The sequence below is a fragment of the Bacillus sp. mrc49 genome (genome assembly GCF_002803435.1).
In genome coordinates, this window is the sequence record NZ_PHNG01000691.1 from 83,736 (window position 1) to 105,349 (window position 21,614).

Consider the following 21,614-nt stretch of genomic DNA (forward strand, 5'->3'; position numbering starts at 1 on the left):
ACGTTCCATGATAGGAGGAGCTTAAAATGATCCATAAAAAAACCTGCATAGAACTAAGTCTATACAGGGTCAAACATTTCTAAAATCAATCAGCTTCTTCGTTAATTGGTTGTCGGAAGTAAGCTGTCCGCTGCAGCGTTGAGCAAGAAAGGACTAGGCTCGCCAACCGAATATACCTGTAAGTTATGCATAGCCCTCGTACATGCGGTGTAGAACAATCTACGCAGGCTTTCATCACCGTATGTTTGCGCAGATGCATCATAAATGATGACAGCATCAAATTCGATGCCCTTGGCCAAATAAGCAGGGATAACGACAACGCCCTGTTCATATTCATTTGTCCCTCTCTGGACGAGTTTCATATCTTTGATGGGACTTAGCGCTTTGAATGCAGCGGCACTTTCCGCAGCAGATTTGCATATGATCGCGATCGTATTGTACTTACGACTTTGCCAGTCTTTGACTTTGGATACAATTTTGTCGTGCAATTCCTCCCGGCTGGACACTTGGGTCAGCAAAGGTTTTTCTCCTTCACGGTCAATTGCCTTAATGAGATGGCCTTCAGGAATTAGTTCCCGTGTAAATTCGATGATCTGCTTTGTCGATCTGTAGCTTTGTTCCAAGGTGATACTTTCTGTTTTATCCATTCCATATAAACTTGTAAGCGTCTCGAAATTCACCCTTTCACTGGCATGAGCGAATATCGCCTGATTAAAGTCACCGAGCACGGTCATCCTTGCAGAAGGAAACAACCTTTTCAAAAACTCGAATTGAAACGGGGAATAATCTTGTGCTTCGTCTACAAGCAGATATTTTATCGACGTATTCGTCTGAAATCCTTGAATGAGCTCCTTCAACAGCAAAAAAGGAGTCGCGTCTTCGTAATAAAGCTTACCTTCGTCGAGCATTTTTTGCGTGGATAGGCATATTCCCCTTTCGGCAGGTGTGTTATCGCCCTTCCATTGTTCGTTCCTTATTTGTTCGTCAAAAAGTTGCTTGTATATTCCTTTAATATTGATAAATTGAAGGGCTTTTATCCGTTTGCGCAACTTCTTCAATTTCTTCCGGACGATCATCCGCGCGAGCAATTCATTCTCTTGCTCATAATCATCAAAGGAATCTTCAGTATCGCCGCGTTTTTTTTGTATTTGGTTGTATACCTTTTGATAGTCATCTTTGCTGAGAAACTCGATTTCCTCTTCAACCCAAGGTTTTTTAAGCTCAAGCTTTTCCGTTTCATCAAGCAACTCGCCTAACCACTCTTTCAGCTTATCGATCTTATTATGAAAACTTAGTGTGGTGTCTGTGTTATAAAATCTTTCTGTGATTTGTTTGGCGGAGACGAGCGTTTCCCCGCGGAACTTTACACCTTTAAAGATCATTCCAGATCGTTCCAGTGATTGTCTGTATGTTTTGATGATTTCAAAGAAACGAAGTGATGCCTTGAATTGAATACTCGCTGTCCTGGTGCTATAGGAAGGATCATCCGCTTCCGTCAATAAAAACTCCAACTGCTCATAAGGATCTTCAACTTGAAACGAGTCAGCCAGACGATGGTCCAAGTATTCCTGGAATGTTACTTGCTGCATATTTTCTTCGCCAAGTTCCGGTAACACATTGGATACGTAGTTATTAAACATGGAGTTAGGAGAGAATAGAATGATTTGATCCGCCTTTAATTTATCTCGATTCTTATAAAGCAAGTAAGCGATCCGTTGGAGGGCAGCCGATGTCTTACCGCTCCCAGCGGCCCCTTGAACAATGAGCAGGCGTCCGCGATCGTTCCGGATGATTTTATTTTGCTCCCGTTGAATGGTGGAGACGATACTGTGCATATGCTTATCCCTTCCCTTGCCCAGCACCTGCTGCAGGATCTCATCTCCAATGGTGAGACTCGTATCGAACATGGATTCGACAACGCCACCCTTGATGATATATTGCCACTTTTTCTCCAGCATCCCCTTAATCACGCCTCCGGGAGTAGCGTATTCCATCGGACCGGGAGGATAGTCATAATAAACACTTGAAATCGGGGCTCTCCAGTCGTAAATGATGAAGTTTTCTCCTGATGGATCAGTAAGGGTCGAGGTCCCTATATAAATATGCTCCGTAAGCGAAGACCCTTCTTCCGTGACATCTATCCGGCCGAAATATGGCGCTTCCTTCATGCGGCGCAATGTCGATAATCTCTTTGAGGTATATCTATGTTCACCTTCGCTTACTGACAAGGCTTGAGCCTGTTGCCTTAAGCCGATGATGGTCTCGAGGTAGTCATCGAATGTATCCACATTCACCTTTAGGTCATCCCAAAAGTGTTTACGGATATTCACAACTTCTTTTTTGCGTTGTGAAGTCTCTCCTTCTATTTTGCCGATTTGTTGATTAATTGTTTCGAGCACCTCATCCAAACGCTCCTGCTCCTGCCGAGTTTCATTGTTCATATCAGACACTCCTTCGAAAAATAAAAATAGGGGTTGACTAGAGGTGGGTTTTACCTTATACTTATAGTAAGGGGTAAACTGTTTCTGTATTTATCATAAATGTGTTTCTATACTAATTTATCACAATCGCACACTTATATCAATGTATATTTCCGATCAGTTGCCTAAATTAATCATCTTTTACATTCTAATCTAATTACATTCTAATCTAAAGTCAGTAACCAGTTGAGCCTCGCTTGACTGGTTATTTTTATGGCTGTTAGCTTTGCAAACCTCGCGTTTCGCTTCCCGCTAATTTCATGGTTGCAACGACACTGCATCACGATTTGCTTCGGAACATGCCGAAGCAAACATCCGCGGATTAAAACTGGATAGCCCTAAATAAGGCTATCCAGTTTCATTCATAAACGCCATCTAACAAGTCACTTTACCTGTATACCCGTTTTGATCAAGGAGGGCGGAATTTTCCCCCTTATCCCAGATACAAGATTGGTTGCGGCCAGCATCGCCATTTTCAATCGGGTTTCCGATGTTGCGGAACCGATATGCGGCAAGGTAACGACATTCTTCATCGACAGCAACGGATTGTCTTCCTGGACAGGTTCCTGTACAAAAACATCCAGTCCTGCCGCGCGAATTTCACCTGTTTTGAGCGCAGTGACCAAGGCATCCTCATCAACCGTTTTCCCTCTTGAGCAATTGATGAAAATGGCGCTCTTTTTCATCAGCTTGAATTCTTGTTCACCCATCAATTTTTCGGTTTGGGGAGTAAGTGGTGTCATCAAGCAGACAAAGTCAGACTCCCTTAACAATTCTTCCATCGTACAGTATGTAGCCCCAAACTTTTGCTCCGCTTCCTCATTTCTAGATCTGTTGTGATATAAGATATCCATATCGAAGCCAAAACGAGCCCTTTTTGTAACGGCAGATCCTATTCCGCCCATACCGATTATGCCTAATACCTTATGGTGTACATCCACTCCAAACCATGTTTCGCCCATTGAAGATGTCCATTGCCCTGACTTAACCAATAGATCGAGCTCAGGCATTCTTCTCGCTGCAGATAACATCAATCCGATAATCGTATCGGCGACCGTTTCATTTAAGACCTCAGGCGTGTTCGTCGCCATAATTCCACGATTAGACAGCTCCGTTACATCAAGATTGTCGTAGCCGACCGAGGAATTACAGACGATTTTCAATTCCGGTGCCTGGTCCAGTAAATGCTTATCCACTTTTAATCCAGACCCTAATATCCCTTGTGCTTTCTTCAACTCTTGCAGAAATTCAGGATAATTTTGCGAATCAAGATTCTCGAAATATACGACTTCACATGTATTTTGGATATAATCCAACACTTCTTGATCCACTTTCTTGTAAATGATTACTCTTGGCTTCATCTTTGATCCCTCGCTTCCAATAAAGTAGGCAAAATCCCCCTCCCTATAATCTACCATTTTTTCAATAAAGAATAAGAGTAATTTGAATGAATTCAGACCATTGCATGCTTTGAACTTATTGCTATATGCAGACGTTTTTGTTACAAGCAACATAAAAAGAGACCTTTCTTTTAAAAGGTCTCCTTTAACTAAGTTTTATTTTTCGCAAGCGATCAAGTCTTTATCACGATCACTTTTTTTATTGGCATCGTATAGTTCCTTTGAAACATGGGGCTTATATTTCGTTTTTCCACCTTTATTTTTAACGGAAGATGTACGAGCTACTCCTCCTTTGTAGTCTTTATTCAATTCGGTACAGTTTTTGTAGGTCTTCACCTTTGTTTTGGCACCGGCAACATCATTAGCTCCAAAAGACACCCCTAAAACCAGGCCTAAAGATAGTAAAATAGTAATTGAACGTTTCAAAATATGTAATCCCCTTCCTAAAAATTAACTTTTTACTAATCATAATGGATCATATCTTTTTTTACAACAACTATATTCCCATATTAATGAAGTTTTAAAATTACATTCAATAGACTGCAGGCCGATTAGCTATGAAGGCGGGATCATTTAGATTTATACAAACGTGGGCTGTTATCGCAAACGAAACAATAAGCGGCACTCAGTGTTGAAGATGCAGGTATAACAAAAGGGAATGATTTCAAAAGAAATCATTCCCTTTTTTATCGATCATTAAATTCCGCCTGCAACACCGATTTCTTCACCTGTGATGGCAGCGGCGCCATCTGAGGCTAGGAATACGGCTGTTGCGCCGATTTCAGATGGTTCGAGTAAGCGTTTGATCCATTGTTTGCCTAGGATATGATGGTTCAGTGCTTCTTCTACGGTCGTTCCATCTTGTTCTGCAAGTATTGGCAGTTGTTTTTCAATTAGCTCCGTGCGCACGGGACCAGGCATGATCGTGTTGCAGGTGATTCCTTTCAAAGCATTTTCCAGTGCGGTTACTTTCGTAAAACCAACTTGGCCGAACTTAGCGGCGCAATAAGCGGATTTGTATGCATCAGGAATTCTGCCATGAGCTGAGGAGATATTGATGATGCGTCCTTTTTTCTGTTTTTGCATGGCTGGGAGCGCATGCTTGGTCAATAAGAACGTTCCTTTTAGAATGACATCATTGACAAGATCCCATTTTTCAACAGGGAAGTCTTCCACTGGAGAAATGAATTGAAGTCCCGCATTATTGACTAGTACATCTACAGTGCCGCGTTCAGCGATGACTTGTTGAACAGCCGCTTGAACGTTTGGTTCGTCAGCCACGTTTACTTTATAGCCCTTTGCATTGCCTAGTTTTTCAGCTGCACTAATCGCTGCTGCTTCGTTTAAATCGAAAATAGCTACAAAATCGCCATTATTAATGAATGATTCTGCAATAGCGTACCCAATCCCTTGTGCTGCCCCTGTTACGATTACTGTGCGTTCGTTAGTCATGATCTCGATCTCCCTTTGTCGTATATTCGTTTGATCCTCAGTGTTTCGTCACTTTTTTCCATATCAGCTTGTCTTCTGGGTGAAGAGCATTGTAAATGACCACATGATCACCTTCAATCTTCGCCAGCCGCGGCTGCGCTTGATCGAGCCAGGTTGGATTCATGCTGACATCCATATGATGTGTTAACTCCTGTTTTTCTTCATCCACTTCAAACGGACCTGAATAAGCCAGGTACCCATGTGCTGCTTCTGCCATTTCTTCCGGTGTCCCTGTGTGCAGATCCCCGGATTTGTAAGCAGGGCGACCAGATGCCATCAGTTGCGCAGACATATATCCATCTGGATTATACATAATGAATCCTTTAGCATCCTTACCCAATGGATAAATCGTGTTTCCGGCCGCATCTTGCGTTTCGTATGATACCAATGCCCATGTACCGATCACTTGTTTACGCATTGATTTCTCCATCCTTCATCACCTCCTTCATTGGAATATCCTTTTGTCTTAATAAAAAATGATCCCAAGTATCAATGCGGCAATCAGCGCAAAGAAGTTTGGTATTGTAGTGCTATAAAATGAGTATTTATAAGCGTTTTTATGATTCAGGCCTGTTAATGCGAACATTGATAGGATAGCTCCTGCATGCGGGAGGGCTGTAAATACGGATGAGGCAATCGCTGAAATGCGATGCATCGCTTCCGCATTCACTCCCAGCGCCAGATAGGACTGCGCAAATGCTTCCATCGCAATCCCCAAGCCGCCTGATGAAGAGCCTGTTATCGCGCCGAGTGCCGCTGAGGCGACTGATAAGCTAATCAATGGGTTCCCCGGAATCCCTAATATGAAATCGGAAATCAACTTGAAACCTGGTGCCATGGTGATCACGACACCAAAGGCTACGGCCGCGGCCGTAAAGAAAATCGGCGTGATCGAGCCATTCGCACCTAAGCTAAGTGCCGCTTTGTGTGAGGGAATGTATTTATGGAATAATGCAGCGGCAACTACTATCGCTGCCGCCAAGCCAATCAATACGATATTGGCAACCTTCAAGGCACTGCCTGTAAAGATAATGATGATCAGTACCAGTATAGGTAAAATACTAATGATGAAAGAAGGTATCTTTTCTTTTAAGATGATCTTTTCTTCATCCTTTTCTGCATAGGGTTCAAAGGTTTCACCGTTTGCCAAGCTTTTTTTCAATGTATACCTCAAATAAATGACCCCGATGACAATGGAAATCAAGGTTGCAACGATTCCCATTAACGGCGCTGCTGTTAAAGTCGTGCCGAGGTATGTCGTTGGGACGACGTTTTGAATCGAGGGTGTCCCGGGAAGCATCGTCATCGTGAATGTTCCAATCCCCAGAAATACGGGAATCACGACTAAATTCCAACCGATATTCAGTTGCTTGAATAATGGCTTCGCTAAAGGAATGACGACGAATAAGACGACAAATAAACTGATGCCGCCAAAGGTTAAAATCGCACTGATCGCATAAATCGCAATTAAAACGGAAAAGGGCTTTTCCGTACCAGTGATGGATAAAACCTTTTGTGCGATTGCTTGTGCCGCACCGCTTTTCTCTATATATTGCGCTAAAATCGCACCTAATAAAAATACGCCAAAATAATTGATTAAAAACCCTGTCAGCCCTGTCATGAATGACGTTTCAGTTCCGATTAGAGAAGGAAAGAAATTCATGCCATTCGTCACGATGACGATAATGGAGGCAAGCGGGGCAATAAAAACGATGCTAAAGCCCTTCATTGCCATAAGGACGATTAAAGCAATCGCAATTAAAATACCGATTGTACCCATACTTTGTTTTCCCCTTTTTGTAAGAAATAGCAGCAAGCCACAATGGAACATTCATGAAGAAAACACCAATGAACCTGTTCATTCGGTTGCCAGTGATAGTGCCCAAGAGTTCATTTCCTCATGGTAGGTCCGTTCAGCTCAAAATCATACCCTTTCATATCCCCTTAGACATGATCAATTTACTGTTTCCAATCCCGAACCACTGGATTCATAAATCGTTTAGCTCGCTACTATTCAAATATAATATTCCCATACATATAAGTGAAATATATAATAATGATATGTTATATAAGTATTAGTAATAAATAAGGGCGTGTTTAGATGGATTTCAAACAAATACAGTATTTTACCGAAGTCGTGAATCGTGGCAGCTTTTCCAAAGCGGCTGAACATTTATTTTTATCGCAGCCAAATATTAGTAAATCCATCAAGGATTTAGAAAAAGAATTGGATGCTAAGCTATTAACCCGAACCACCAGAAAAATCGAACTGACCGATACAGGAAAATTACTTTATCAATATGGCCAACGCATTTCCCAATCCATTGAGCATTTTTATGATGAATTGGATGATATCAAGAATAGTAAAAAGGGAAATATAAAAATGGGCATTTTTTCAACACTCGGCACGGAGATTTTCTCTGAACTGATGGCCCAATTCCACAAAGAATATCCCTTCATCACGGTCCGTTTCGTCGAGGATGGCGCCCTTTATCTAAAGGATACCTTACTTCAAGGTGAACTTGATTTAGTGGTGATGCCTTTGCCCATCGAGGATGATTTTGAGAGCATTCCGTTCATGAAAGGCGATTTACGCCTTGTTGTTCATCAAAGCCATCGACTTGCGAAAGAAGAAACGGTCTCCTGGGAAAATTTAAAGGATGAAAGCTTCATCATCTTTCGCGAAGGCTATGAGGTTCATGAGTTGATCATGCAGGCCTGCAGTCTGAATGGCTTTGAACCGAATATCATTTGTGAAACCTCGCAGTGGAAGTTCATCATGGAAATGGTTTCCTTCAATCAAGGCATAACGGTCCTCCCCAAAGGTGACTTGGAAGAGATGGATATTAGTAATAAGGAGATGATTACGATTCCCCTAACCCCCGCTATTAACTGGCAAGTGGGAATTGCCTGGAAAAAGGGGGACTACATCTCCTTCGCTACCCGAACGTGGATTGAGTTCATTAAAACGAAACTGGCAGACAGGGAAGACCAATGAATTATTGCAAGCAAAAGACCGCCGATTCGGCGGTCTTCGTCTCGGATTTCATTATTCCTTCCGCTTCACCCTGTAATGCAGCTCCCCAGGTTCCTTGCAAAAGGTGACTCCGCTTCCAGGCTCGTAATAAAAGGTTTTTTTGCCTAAAGAGCGTTCGTGGAAGGTGGTATGCAGATAGGATGCTTGGTCCCTTTTGAAGATGAGTTGATTTTTGCTTAAGGATACAGGAAGGCAATGTCCATAGCCTGTATGGACCAGGGTTTCTTTTTCGTTCATTTCCTCGAGGTCATGGACGTGAATGTAGGAAAACCAGACGCCCCCGCCTAATCGGAATGAGCGGGAGGAAAACCAGACCATGCCAAGCTGGGCGTTGATGCAGACTGGCAATCTGTACTTTCCGCCCAGCACAGATTTGGCTCCTGCAAGGCCGCCATCAAGATCCAGTCCAAAGTGATTGAGCGTATGATTGAGGATGTCAAGGCGCGGCTGTGCAACAAGGAACGTGTTTTCCCCTTCCACCACCATCGCCTGCTCCGCACCATTCGAATCATAGTGCTCCATCATCGCTACGGTTTCCTTATTCATTACATATTTTTTTCGTATCATCATTCCGTTCACTCCCCATTTCCATAATGATTTTTTAGGAGTATACTAAGACATAGAGTCAGGTATACGCCTGCTCGATGCCCTTAGGTGACTGTCTCCCATGACTTTCTCACCTAGGGGTTTTTTGGCTCCTTCACATTTTCCTCACCTCCCTTAAAGGGTATACAGCCAACGAACCATCGCTCTGATATTGTGTTTATCGTTGCTTAGCTGAAATACGGACGGTCTGCCTTTATATGTTCCGCTAAATTCCATCCAAATCGGATTCGCCGGCCTCCAGTCCACCGCTTTCAGCTTTGACATCCTTGTGGAAATCAACCGTTTTCTTTGTTCGATAGTCTGGTTTTCCATCTTATCATTCGCATATAAGGCAACCGCAACGAAAAGCGGATAGCTGGCGAGCATGCATTGCGCGTGATCCCCCATTCGTTCAGGCGGGAACAATTCGAATAGTTCATTAAAATATAGATGAACGAGGGTAATGTATTCGCTGTTTGCAAGCGGGCAGGAAGATACCTTCTCTTCAATGTTTACGTATACCCTGCCCGTCATGAAGATGCCGATGACCTGCCTTAGCTGCGATAGGGAAAGCAGGTTCTTGTTTGCCGGACGGTTGATGGAACGTTTTTCGAATTCGACACCGGCTGTTTTTAATGCTTGGTGGGTATGAAGCACCTGATTGGTGATGACATTGAGGTTGTTTCGCGAGTCGAATGAAATTCGTTTCGATAGGGCCACTTTCTTGCCTTTTAGATTAAGATCCAAATATAACTGTGATTCCTCCGCCTCTGTAAGCCCTTCGAATACCTGGACGGCAATTGAGGTGTCCTTCATGATTGAATCGAGTTTGTATGCTTGTTTAACTTTCTCTTCATCCTTCTTTAATGCTTTAAGGATACTGTCCTCCAATTGGGCGAAGGCCGCTATTCGTTGAGTTCCATCGATGATCGAGAGCTGATTGGCTTCTTTTATGGCGAGGGTTCCTTCCCTGCAATTGGCAACGAGCGGAGGCAGGTAGATTTGTTTCGTTAATGCATTTTCCAAAAGATAATTCTTGATAGATCGGATGCGCGGCTGGTTCGTTTCCCTTGTGGCGATTTGACCATTGCGATACATGTCGACCAGTTCCATGACCGAATAGGAGACAATCGTCCTTCGCTTCCGGTCCAATTCACTTAGTATCATGGATCCATCCTCCTTCGATTTTCCGTTTGAACTGGAGAGCCGTTTTCTGGATGGCGTTCGTGGTGGAATGGTTTTTGACTCTTTTTTTTACGGGGTCGTAGATGTGTGAAAACAGTTCGTCACCATGCTTCCAAGTGCAGGACGTCTTCAGCCGCAGCAGGTGATCGATTGCTTCTTCATAGGGGATTTCATGATGTTTGTGAAGCTGCTGGGTTGTTTGGGCAAGGGCTATCTGAATGCCGGAATAGCCTGAAGTGAATGTCTTCCGGTCTGTCATCTTCTTCGGAAAGATTTCCAGCCATGCTTCGAAAAATGCATGGGCAACCGTAAGGATTTCGTCCTTTGAGAGCTCTTCAAGCTTGGCTTTACTGGTGTTGACGGTCAACTTCCCTTCGAATAAAGCGATGAGACAGCGCCTCATGATCGTCAGCGAGGTCAAGGCGGAACTGCTCACTGTTATTCTGGACAACGTAGTCTCTATCTCCATCTTGCTTTCCAATTTTCCGGCGATGATTCTTGTCAGTTCAGCATATTCATCGCGCTGGTCGTATTTCATCACCAAGCCGACATGCGGCTCTTTTCGCTTCGTATTGATATCATTGAATAGCTGTCTTTCTTCTTTCGTTTCGAGGTTTAAATAAATTTGAATCGTGACGGGGTAGGTCTTTAGCTTATCAATTTGGCTTTGAAGCTTTTTTGCCTCGGAGAAGTGACCGATTTCTTCCTCCGTTTCCTTGCGTGCCCTTAAATGACTGATGGCCGAAATGAGGGCATACGTTCTGTGCTGGCCATCCAGTATATAGATTTTACTTCCTGGCGGCAGTTCCCCGCCCTCGGGCACTTCTTTGATCGCTCCCCTGCTCGAGAAAATGAACGGCGAGAAGTAGAAATCCCCTTCGGAAACGGATTCCATGATGAACTCCCTGATTTCCGCCCTTCGTTTATGATCGAGCTTCCTTTGAACCGACTCATCGACCTCGAAAATGGCCTCCAATGTCGAGAATTGAATTTGTGAGATTAATATTCTCTTCCCGAATTGGGTAAAACTGTTTCCTGAAATCGACACTTTCATTTCCTGATATGTCATGATTATCACCTCTCTGCGACCATTATCCTATTTTAAGCATTTTTTGTAAAACTACTCTCATTTTTGCACTTCTAAAATTCATTCCTTTTTGTGACTCAATGATCTATTGGACTGGTTTACCCTTTACAAATTTTCACTTAAAAGATATAATATTGAATTTCCTTTTCTATCTAAATCATTACCACCCTAATTTTGTGAATAGTTTGTGTCCATTTTGTGAATTAATAGCGAATATCATGCCAAAAAGTAAAAAAAGATGACATTTTTGTAAAGAAATCACCACACCAAAAAATAAAGTTTGATCTGTAATGGAATTTGAGTCGGACTGTGCCTTTGTAATCATCCTTCCTTTCATAAAAGGAATCATCTAAGCTTGTACATGCCGTTTCCTGAAGGATTTCATCCCATCATGCCAGCAACATGTGCAGGTGCTGCACGAGTGTTCTTTTTTCAGGAAAATGGCGTATGCTATTTAAGTAATTCGTCAATTTCAATTGCAGAAAGGGTGTTCAAGCTTGAAACACATGAGTGGTTATGTCCGTTGCATCACCATGTTAATCCTTGTGGCTGTCATGTTTAGCGGTGGAAGTGTCCATGCAGCTTCAGAAACGGCGAGGTCCGCTCCTGATCGTTTGATTGGCAAAATCATGAGGGTAGCCTCTGAATCTCAGCAGTCGATTAACAGCAGACCTTTTTCTGTTGGTGATTCGTTGAAAAAAGCAGAAAAATCATGGGGCAAACCGGAAGATCTAAGTACAGTTGCAGCCAATTATTGGAGCCATCATGTTCGTTTCCTCTATGACGGGTCAACAAGCAGAAAAACGATCACGGCCATTGATGATTTTAGTCCGCAGCTGCAAACGATTCATTTATTGGAGTTAAAGAATTTGCTTGGAGAGCCTGATCGTGCAAAGGAGCAAGAGGGGATGTACTATGTCACTTATACGGATAACGAGAATTATAAGATCATTTTCGTGTTTGAAAGTGCCTGGAATAACCCTAACCCTATATTGAATATGTATACAGTTGAACCGGCGGATGAATCTAGTAAATAAGGAGCAAGTAAAATAGAAGAAGGCTGCCGTGGAATCCCGGCAGCCTTTCGTTATTCTTCCGCTAGCTTCACTTCAATCGCCAAATTACGTAAATAATCCAATAATGGCCGTACCTTCTCTGGAGCTGTCACATCTGTAAAGGAGAAGGATTGCTTCTTCGTTTCCCCCGCGATATCCAGCTTGTATGAAAACGCATCCGCTCCTTGAGCTTTTGCCCCAGCGATTTTACTTAAGGATAGGTTGGAAAGATCGGCCTTTTCCATTAAATGCTGCAATTCCTCATGTTTCCCCTGCGGTAATTCTTCTGTATCTATTACCACATTCAAATCGAGGTTGGCCATTCCCCCGCCACAGCTAAATTGGATGAGCATGTCCGTTTTTGCCTCCCGTTCGTTTCTATTTACCTACTCAGGCAGCCCAACAGTTTTAAATGCGTCTTCAATCGTTTTTATCGCTGTATGAGGCACTGTTCCGCCATCAGCAAGCTTTTGGGCAGCCTTGATGACAACTTGGACGAATTGATTGAAATTCGCTGTCGCAAATAAATTCTGCATCGCATCGAACCAGATCAAGGCTGCTTTGTCCGTTCCAATCTCCATCGAGACAAGATAGAAGGCCTTGTTTGGTATCCCGCTGTTGATGTGGACACCATGATTATCGCGCTCGCCTTTATAAAAATTCCTCATATGATCCGGCTGCAAATCCTTACCCATCAACTTATTATTGAATGCCGTACCTGGTGCTTTCATCGAACGGAGCGCCTGTCCCTTCAGTGTGGGTCCCATTATATCGGCACCAATCAGCCAATCGGCATCTGCCGCCGTTTGCTTCAAATGATATTGCTTTATGGTAACACCGAACACATCTGAAAGATGTTCATTCAAGGCCCCTGACTGACCTTCATACTCCAATCCGCTCGTGAACTGCGTTACCCCATGTGTAAGCTCGTGACCAATGACATCGAGTGAATCGGCAAAATTGCTAAAGATGATTCCATCGCCATCACCAAATACCATTTCATCGCCATCCCAGTAGGCATTCGTGAATTTATTCCCATAATGAACGTTCAGAATGAGATCAAGGCCCTCGTTATCCATGGAATTGCGGTGCAGGACATCCTTGAAATAATCACGGACGACTCCACTATAATCGTATGCTTGGTTAACCACATGGTCACCGCCTGACCGGTCCCCTTCTTTCCTTGCCTCATTCACCCTCAGCTTCGTTCCGCCCTTGCAATCATATACATGCCGTGCCGACTCACCATGCCGGCCCGAACCAGCATCGGTTAAAGCGGTGACACCTTTGATATCAAATTCCTTAAAGATTCTGCGCCTGCGCATTTGCCGGCTTTTCGCTAAACTGACCCGTGCCGCTTCCACATCATTCAGGGCCATATTCTCTAAAATATAGTTAGGTACTATGAAACACTGGCACACCGATTTTGAACAACCTTTTTTGTGCATACTAGACACTCCTTCATGATTTTTTTAAAACGATATCCGTTTCTTTTTGAAGAGTGCAGCTTTTCTTAACGCGCCCAGCCTTCAACATCATTCCTTTAAGGTTAAGCCTTATTGTCCGGGTGCTCGCTTCAAGTGCAGCACATGTCTACAGATTACTTTCGCCACGCTTATGTCATATCCCTCCCTTTCCAACTCGGCAATTCCAGGTAAAATATGAGTCTCCTATTATTCTTTCCTGCTGCACCACCCTTAGCGACATATAAAAAAGCCTCAATTCCTAAAAAAGGAATTGAGGCCCTCACTGACTCTTTTCACCTGAGCAGAAAGACTTCAATCAGCTCTTCCTGCCATTCATGTATGTTTAAATGATGCGAGTCGTAACGATACCCGTGATTTGCTTGATTTTTTCCTCCAAACCAGGAATGAGGTCGCCACTCACTTCACCGTCAAGGTCGATCATCGTATACGCATAGCCGCCTCGGCTTCTGTTAACCATGTCAGCTATATTCAAATGCAAGCTTGAAACAGCCAATGTGATTTGCCCGACCATATTAGGAACATTCTCGTGGAATACTGCCACACGTCTCTTACCTGTATAAGGAAGGGATGTATTAGGAAAATTCACGGAGTTTTTAATGTTCCCTGTTTCTAAAAAGCTCTTCACCTGACGAGCGGCCATAATGGCACAGTTTTCCTCCGATTCTTGCGTAGAAGCGCCAAGATGGGGGATCGGCACGACGTTTTTCATGTTCAGCACATTTTCATTCGGGAAGTCTGTAATGAACTGACCGACTTGTCCTCCTTCAAGAGCCGCTTGCATATCGGTTTCATTCACAAGCTCACCGCGTGAGAAGTTCAAAATATGAACGCCCGGCTTCATGATGCTAAATGTATCCTGGTTGAACATTCCTCTTGTATCATCAGTCAATGGAACATGTACAGTTATGTAATCTGATTCAGCATACAACTGTTCAAGCGTCATCGCGCGCTGTACATTGCGGGATAGATTCCAGGCTGTATCGACAGATATGAACGGGTCAAACCCGATGACATCCATGTCCAAATCAAGTGCATCATTCGCTACAAGCGCACCGATCGCTCCCAAGCCGATGACACCTAGCGTCTTACCTTTGATTTCTTTACCGACAAATTGCTTCTTTCCTGCTTCTACAAGCTTTGGAATTTGTTCTCCTTCACCATCCAGCGTCTTTGTCCAGGCAACACCGGCAAAGAGATTACGAGATGAGGCCATCAATGATGTCAATACCATTTCTTTTACTGCGTTGGCATTCGCACCAGGAGTATTGAAAACAACAATCCCTTGGTCCGTGCATTTGTCGACCGGAATATTATTGACTCCCGCCCCTGCCCTTGCGATTGCTTTCAAATCGGCACCCAATTCCATTGCATGCATATTAAAGCTGCGAACAACGATGGCATCAGGGTTTTCACTGTCATTATCAATCGTAAAGCCATCTTTATTGAATACATTTAACCCGCTTTGTGCAATATTATTTAACGTTTTGATCGTTTTCGCTTTTTCTAAAGTGATTGTACTCATGTCGTTTGCTCCTCTTTTCAATTATGATAGTTTTGATGATAACAAGATTTCAAGCCTAACTGCTATCCAAGTTCATGAAAATCTGTATTCCTTTAGACTTCACTATTGTCTGATAATAAACAGAAAGAGGCAAGGGATATAATCCCTTACCTCTGCCCAGGCGAACGGCTACGACACTATGTGTTCCCTCACGGTTATCCGTGTTTCGCCAGTTGCACATAGTCTTTTCATTTATTTTATTTTATCAAATTATTCAGCAATCTTCAATTTAAAGTTTATTTTTTTTCATTCCATTCATTTGAATTTTGTAAAACATGCCAAGAAGGGCGGCACTTATGAAAAGGACCCAGTGTTGGAATCACCGGGTCCTTTCATTAATCGATTTTATTGGTGTGCACTGCTAGAATGAACGACCACTTCATTGCTGCGGCCTAACCACGATATAATCCAATTCATAAAACCCTTCTTCCTTCATGAATGTGATCGTGTTTGTGCCTTTTTTCAATGGCACTTCCAATTTGGTTGCCATGAAGCGTCCCCAATTACGTGTATTTTGGTATTTCAATACGTGTGTTTTACCGTTGACGATGATTTTTCCCGTGGAGGGATCAAGTCCATTGGCAAACCAAATATCGACGTTATATTTACCTGTTTTAGGAACATCGACAGAATTGAAGTTCACACGGCTGTCGGCAAAATCCATCCCCCCTACATAGCTCCCTTCCGAGGCATTGGGTTCGTTCGTCCTTATCGATGCATGAGAAAGTTCAGCTTTCTCCGCTTCATATTTTGCAGCACCCGTATCCGTCAATTTCTCGGTCACTTCAGGGAAATAGGTGATGCGCAGGTTCTGTGCTCCATAAGGCACAAGCGTAATGTTTTCAGTCGGTTCCTTAGAGAAAATCGGTCCTACAGGCGGCTCTGCGGCTTCCACATTATTGGGGGATTTGCCCCATGTCGGAATTTTTTTACCTTTCGCCACCAACTTAACAGGGGTCGTCGCTTGTTTGAATGGATTCTTTGGCATCGGCCCTGTAACCACATCAATGGATTTCTCGGGATGCTCGCGATCAATGAGCAAGCCGTAATTCCATGAGTTATCAGCTTTCACCGTATACTCATTAAAGCCTAAAGCAGATGCATCGAAACCTGGCGTTGGGGCAATCGGCTTGTCTTTAACCTGCCAATTTTCCTTCATTTTCAGGGAATACACGAGCGGACCGCGTTCAATTCCGATCGAATTATTGATCCATGTTGTTGTTTTTAATTTCATCGGTACTTGCAGAACCACTTTATCACCGCTCTGCCACTTTCTATCGATACTTACATACTCACCCGCTTTTATACCTTTAACAGGCTCTCCGTTCACCGTTATGCTAGGCTGCACCGACCACGCGGGAATGCGTAGCTTGAGTGGGAACTTCACCGTTCTTGAGGTGTTGATGTTAAATTTGATTTTATCTTCAAAAGGATAATTGGTACTCTCCTTGATGGTAATGTCCGCTTTTTTCAGTCTTACAGATACCTGGCTCGGTCCATACGCAATGACTCCAATGCCCCCATCTGCAGATGCTGCCCACATATTCTTCACGAAGTATGGCCATCCCATGTGCATATTGAAGCGGCAGCAAGGATAACCCGAAGTCGGCGAAGGCATCATGCCATTGGAATAGTTTTGCTTAAATCCATGATCTGCATGGTTGCTCTCCACTTGATTGGGCAGTGAATAATATTGATGGTTCTTGATTTCCTTATCCATCGCGCCTGGAAGGGAATTGAAAGTTATTTTTTCCAGGTCATCACCAATTTGCGGATCGCCAAGGATCATCGCCGCTTCCTCGTTACTTTGCATCCGCTCTGTAATCGCACAAAGCTCCACTCCCTGTGTGGAAGAAGTTCCAGCTAGCATTTCCGTACCTGAGGTCATGCCGGTAATCTGATTATGATTATCTAAATTTTTGACTCCGGCATTGAAAGCCTTCCGATCGCTTTTGGAATGTGATCGTTGATAGTAAATGGAAGGCATTTTAATGGCTTCATTCACATTGACCGAATGGATCGGCTGAAAATCGCTGCCAAAGTCTTGAAATTCATTTTTGCTGAATATGTCCGCAATCGGGTAGGCCTGCCCTGCAAGCGTATCCGTCAGCTTCAGCAGGAATGCCTCATTCGTTCGGTTATAAAGCCATAGGACGGTATCGATATTATCTCCAACCCGGATTTTGCCCCAATCCTTTAGGGGCTGTGCCGGCAAATTGGCGGCTTGATACTTGAAATAGTTCGTCATGAATGGAAGGACGCGCTTATCTCCTGACGCTTCGTAATAATCCTTCATCGCATATAGAGCAACCATGCGCGGCCACCAATCATCATTGGATTCAGGACCGAACGATCCGTCCTTCCGCTGACTCGCCAAAATGGCGTTGATCCACTTTTGCGAGGTGGCAATCAGTTCCTGGTCATTCAACGTATAAGCAAGTGGAACCAAGCCTTTCAAATAATAAACAGGCCGCTCCCAATCGGATTCCGGGGCACTGCCGCCAAGCCATGCTGCATTCGTTCCCAATTCACCATACAAATCCTCTGCATGGCCGGTAGCTCCATCACGCTGAAGCTCAAGCTGCTCGAGCAGCCAGCCTTTGGCCTGCACCGAACCTAGGGGCAGCGGGGTAAATGGCGTCTCAATGAGCGGTTTTTTGTTGGAGACCGGTTTTTTGTAGGTTCTTTCCTGTACGACATATGCGCTGGCAATGAAGTTATCAAAAGACACTTCGGCTTGGTCAGCTTGCAATCCGACTCCACCTTTAACGTTAAGCGCCCTGCCTTTATCGCTATATTCGATCACCGGAGTGACTGTATCGTTCACGTAGACCTTAATCGTATTTTTGCTTGTTACAACTTTCAGATGATAAGGCTTATTCGCTTCGATGCGATCAAACGCCTTCGTTGACTGCAGTACCAATCGCTTATTATGTTTCCATTCATTAAGCGTAACGTTGCCATCCCCTCCGATTGCTGCATAAAAGCCGTTTGCTTTGGCATCTCCAGGGTACACTTTCTTCAACCCGAATAACAGACCGGCATCTCCCTTTTCTGTATCGGCAGGTATTTTCAGGTTAACCTCCAAAGTCATATCATCGAACACCTTATCCTTAGCAATGATCTTATTGTTTTCATCCTTATTTACCCTTAAGGATCCTGAGGATAGCTGCCAGCTTCCATTCAAGATATTCCAAGAATGGATGGCCTGATTTGGAGCATTGTCGAACTTATCCAGGAATAGGCTGCTGCCGTCCGGGACACTTGCCTTGACGTTATCGAAGAAAGGCTCGGAGTTGTAACTCCTAATGCCGATACTGCCATCTTTGTATGTGCTGTCGGTTTGTTCAAGCACCAGGTCACCATTCAAGTAGACTTGGATTTTGCTGCCAACGGCTATCACTTTTACCTGATAGGAGGTTTTTGGTTCAATTGTAACCGCCGTCCGTTTCAATTCGGTAAAATTATTGTCCATACGACCGAGAAACACGGAACCGGATCCGTTTGCCGATATGCCCGCATAGTAGCCCTTGACATTATCAACGCCGGGCACGGCACCGTTAACCCGGAATAATACCCCGGCATCTCCATTGTGATCCGCGAGGCTGATATCGGTCTCAACCGTAACATCTTGAACGGATGTCTGATTGGCGATGGCCTTATATCCCGCACCCTTACTGACAGTCAGCTTGCCTGAATCGATAGACCATGGACCCTCGATTACATTCCATTTATCATTAATTATCGTTTTATCGAAATGATCCGCGAAATAATCGGGTATTTCATGTTTTTTCGGTATGGCCGCTTGCGTCGAAAAGGGGAACGCACACGATATGAATAAAGTCAGAATAAGAAGCTGAACGATCGTTAATTTTCCTTTCAATGATTCCACCTCACTATGAATGTAATAATATTCAACTCTTTCACTTTTATCGACATAGCTTAGCCCCCTCCGCTTATGTAGATTTTCCTCATATCGCTCACCTCCTTTGTTAGAGTTGGGCCATTCACTTCCCTGCGAGACGTTCGATCTTCTCTGCCAGCTCAAGCTGATCGACAAGGTGGAAGGTATCAACAACATAACCGTCTTTATCAATCAAGAACATGGTGGGGAGCGAATGCAGCTCGTAAAGATCGGCCGCGTGTTTATGCTCATCTAGCAAAATAGGGTATTTTAGTTCATTTTCCGTAACGAAAGCTTTAATATTTTCGGGCTGTTCCTCCGTTGTCACATTAATTCCATAGAAATCGATCTGGTCCTTATACTGCTCATGAAGCTTCTTAAGCTCCACAGCTTCGACCGAGCAGGCATCACACCAGCTCGCCCAAAAATTCAAGACGACCGGTTTTTTTCCTTTTCCTCCGATTGACACATACTCGGAGCCATCCCATGCTTTCAGTGTAAATGAGGGTGCTTTGACATTTGTTGATTTTCTTTTTTGTCCGGAATTGGCCCGATTCACGATTTTTTCCAAGCCCTCGGCATCTAAACCATGAGACTCGCCTACTTCTGCCTTGGTGGCTGTCAAATTATTTACAGCCTGGAAGCCAGCAAAGCATGCAACGAGTAAGAGAGCAATATATAGCCATACGTTTTTCTTCATAAAAAACCTTCCTTCGCCCGCTAATAATGGCAGTGCAATCAATTACATCCATCATAAATGGTTACCTTCTGTAAGTATTTACAATAAACATAGAATTTTTATGATTTTCCGCATAAAAAAAGCCCATGTTTGGCTGTGTAAACGAAAGAGGAGGAACGCTTGACGCGACTATCATTTTCAGCACCCCCTACTTGTTCGGTAAGGGGTGCGAAGGTTCGACATTTCCTATCTAATAGAATGAACGAGGCTTGCACTCAACTTCTTCCACCTTTACGGATGATCTAGTTGTTTGCGAAAAGGGTTCACTATGAAGCTCTTATTTTACCTGGTTTACTGCTTTTCCTCGCATCTCGGCTTCGCTTCCATACGGTAAGCCGGCTGGATGGCGTCTAGCCATTACCATCTTTCGCTACAATTGGCTTTGCTTCTCTTCCTCATGCTTTTCTTTTGCCCCGCCGCCGATTTCACAAATGTAGAACGCTGGCACAAGGCCTGTTTTCACTGTATAATTTTCAGCCACGTTTTCTTTGAACATATCGATGGCTCCTTCTTTTACAAGGCTGACGGTGCATCCGCCGAATCCCGCACCTGTCATGCACGTACCGATGCAGCCGTCAATTTTTGACGCTTCCTCAAAAATGGTGTCAAGCTCGATACCTGTTACTTCATATAAATCCCGGAGCGACTCATGCGATGCTATCATCAATTCACCAAACTCTTTTAAATCATTTGCTTCAAGTACCTTCATGGCTGCTAAAACTCGTTCATTCTCCGTAATTACATGTTCTACCCTCCGGCCAATAACATGATCTTTTATCACATGCCTGACCTTTTCCCATTCATCAGAGCGAAGATCGCCTAAAGCCTGCACATGCGGCATTACTTTTTTTATCATTTCCAGACCTTGTTCGCACTCGCTACGGCGTTCGTTATATTTTGAATCGGCCAGTCCCCGCCGTTTATTCGTGTTGGTGATGATAATCTTATATCCGTCGCAATTAACCGGGATATAACGGTATTCAAGTGTATCGCACTTTAAAGCCAATGCTTGGCCTTCTTTCCCCATGCCAACAGCAAATTGGTCCATGATTCCACAGTTTACCCCGACAAAATTGTTTTCGGCGCGCTGTGCCAATTTTACTAACTCGATCATCCGAATATTAAAGCCTGCCAATTTGCTTAATGCAAGTCCAGTCACCAATTCAATCGATGCAGACGAAGAGAGGCCGGCTCCGTTGGGAATATTGCCATGATATAGAATGTCGGCACCATGGTAGTGCTTGGAACTTTCCGTACCGGCTAACTGGATCAATTCATGTAATACACCTTTTGGATAGTTCGCCCAATCATCTTCTTTTTTATAAACCAGCTCATGAACGCCGCACTCCAGCTGCATTTCAAAATTCGTCGAGCGAAAGCGGTATACGCCATCGTCACGCCTGGATACAGCCGCCCATGTTCCGAACGTCAAGGCGGCCGGAAGGACGTAGCCACCGTTATAATCGGTATGCTCCCCAATGAAATTGACCCGGCCCGGAGCAAAAAAAGTCCGGACATCTGCCTCGTAGCCAAAACTTTCAGCAAACTTTCCTCTTAATTCTTTTGCATCCATAATTCATAACCTACCTTCCATCCATTGTTG

17 protein-coding genes and 1 riboswitch are annotated in these 21,614 nt (G+C 43.9%); of the genes, 2 read left to right on the forward strand and 15 right to left on the reverse strand.

The window, feature by feature from the left end; all coding sequences use genetic code 11:
* Positions 1-101 precede the first annotated feature (101 nt).
* The 6 genes from helD to CVN76_RS14685 form a co-directional block, all read right to left on the reverse strand.
* Entirely contained in the window at positions 102-2,441 is a 2,340-nt protein-coding gene (gene helD, locus CVN76_RS14660; protein ID WP_100531877.1) for an RNA polymerase recycling motor HelD, read from the reverse strand.
* A 422-nt stretch (positions 2,442-2,863) separates the two neighbouring features.
* Positions 2,864-3,841, reverse strand: a complete 978-nt coding sequence (locus CVN76_RS14665; protein WP_100531904.1) for a 2-hydroxyacid dehydrogenase — start codon at positions 3,839-3,841, stop codon at positions 2,864-2,866.
* A gap of 195 nt (positions 3,842-4,036) precedes the next feature.
* Positions 4,037-4,306: an excalibur calcium-binding domain-containing protein gene (locus CVN76_RS14670; protein ID WP_100531878.1), complete on the reverse strand. Its 270-nt coding sequence runs from the start codon at positions 4,304-4,306 to the stop codon at positions 4,037-4,039.
* 270 nt (positions 4,307-4,576) lie between these two features.
* Positions 4,577-5,332: a 3-hydroxybutyrate dehydrogenase gene (locus CVN76_RS14675; RefSeq protein WP_185113016.1), complete on the reverse strand. Its 756-nt coding sequence runs from the start codon at positions 5,330-5,332 to the stop codon at positions 4,577-4,579.
* Between the two features lie 37 nt (positions 5,333-5,369).
* Positions 5,370-5,801 (reverse strand): lipocalin-like domain-containing protein, encoded by a 432-nt coding sequence (locus tag CVN76_RS14680; protein WP_100531879.1) that lies wholly within the window; start codon positions 5,799-5,801, stop codon positions 5,370-5,372.
* 36 nt (positions 5,802-5,837) lie between these two features.
* On the reverse strand, positions 5,838-7,151 hold the full coding sequence (locus tag CVN76_RS14685; protein WP_100531880.1) for a GntP family permease: 1,314 nt from the start codon (positions 7,149-7,151) through the stop codon (positions 5,838-5,840).
* A gap of 321 nt (positions 7,152-7,472) precedes the next feature.
* Here CVN76_RS14685 and CVN76_RS14690 point away from each other — a divergent pair, with 321 nt between their 5' ends.
* Positions 7,473-8,369 (forward strand): LysR family transcriptional regulator, encoded by an 897-nt coding sequence (locus CVN76_RS14690; RefSeq protein WP_100531881.1) that lies wholly within the window; start codon positions 7,473-7,475, stop codon positions 8,367-8,369.
* Positions 8,370-8,420: 51 nt separating this feature from the next.
* On the opposite strand, the gene CVN76_RS14695 is transcribed toward CVN76_RS14690, so the two are convergent.
* From CVN76_RS14695 to CVN76_RS14705, 3 genes are all read right to left on the reverse strand, one after another.
* Positions 8,421-8,978 (reverse strand): competence protein ComK, encoded by a 558-nt coding sequence (locus tag CVN76_RS14695; RefSeq protein WP_100531882.1) that lies wholly within the window; start codon positions 8,976-8,978, stop codon positions 8,421-8,423.
* Positions 8,979-9,128: 150 nt separating this feature from the next.
* Positions 9,129-10,160, reverse strand: coding sequence for a DNA sulfur modification protein DndB (locus tag CVN76_RS14700; RefSeq protein ID WP_100531883.1), 1,032 nt, complete (start codon positions 10,158-10,160; stop codon positions 9,129-9,131).
* Positions 10,147-11,247, reverse strand: coding sequence for a DNA sulfur modification protein DndB (locus CVN76_RS14705; protein ID WP_100531884.1), 1,101 nt, complete (start codon positions 11,245-11,247; stop codon positions 10,147-10,149). Before CVN76_RS14705 ends, CVN76_RS14700 begins: the two co-directional genes overlap by 14 nt.
* Positions 11,248-11,771: 524 nt before the next feature.
* Between CVN76_RS14705 and CVN76_RS14710 the strand changes: the two genes are divergently transcribed.
* Positions 11,772-12,302, forward strand: a complete 531-nt coding sequence (locus tag CVN76_RS14710; RefSeq protein WP_232732245.1) for a DUF4309 domain-containing protein — start codon at positions 11,772-11,774, stop codon at positions 12,300-12,302.
* Between the two features lie 50 nt (positions 12,303-12,352).
* Here the strand turns inward: CVN76_RS14710 and CVN76_RS14715 are convergent, their stop codons facing one another.
* From CVN76_RS14715 to CVN76_RS14740, 6 genes are all read right to left on the reverse strand, one after another.
* A complete protein-coding gene (locus CVN76_RS14715; protein ID WP_061140790.1) occupies positions 12,353-12,673 on the reverse strand; it encodes a protealysin inhibitor emfourin in 321 nt (106 codons plus the stop codon).
* A 33-nt stretch (positions 12,674-12,706) separates the two neighbouring features.
* Positions 12,707-13,768 carry a M4 family metallopeptidase gene (locus CVN76_RS14720; RefSeq protein WP_100531886.1) on the reverse strand — a complete coding sequence of 354 codons (1,062 nt, stop codon included), beginning with the start codon at positions 13,766-13,768 and terminating at the stop codon, positions 12,707-12,709.
* Between the two features lie 361 nt (positions 13,769-14,129).
* Positions 14,130-15,329 carry a phosphoglycerate dehydrogenase gene (locus CVN76_RS14725; RefSeq protein ID WP_100531887.1) on the reverse strand — a complete coding sequence of 400 codons (1,200 nt, stop codon included), beginning with the start codon at positions 15,327-15,329 and terminating at the stop codon, positions 14,130-14,132.
* A 147-nt stretch (positions 15,330-15,476) separates the two neighbouring features.
* Positions 15,477-15,555, reverse strand: a riboswitch (ZMP/ZTP riboswitch).
* 192 nt (positions 15,556-15,747) lie between these two features.
* A complete protein-coding gene (locus CVN76_RS14730; RefSeq protein WP_198512563.1) occupies positions 15,748-19,251 on the reverse strand; it encodes a family 16 glycoside hydrolase in 3,504 nt (1,167 codons plus the stop codon).
* Positions 19,252-19,375: 124 nt separating this feature from the next.
* Positions 19,376-19,972 (reverse strand): TlpA family protein disulfide reductase, encoded by a 597-nt coding sequence (locus tag CVN76_RS14735; protein ID WP_100531889.1) that lies wholly within the window; start codon positions 19,970-19,972, stop codon positions 19,376-19,378.
* Between the two features lie 409 nt (positions 19,973-20,381).
* Positions 20,382-21,584 (reverse strand): galactokinase, encoded by a 1,203-nt coding sequence (locus CVN76_RS14740; protein ID WP_100531890.1) that lies wholly within the window; start codon positions 21,582-21,584, stop codon positions 20,382-20,384.
* Between the last annotated feature and the right edge of the window lie 30 nt (positions 21,585-21,614).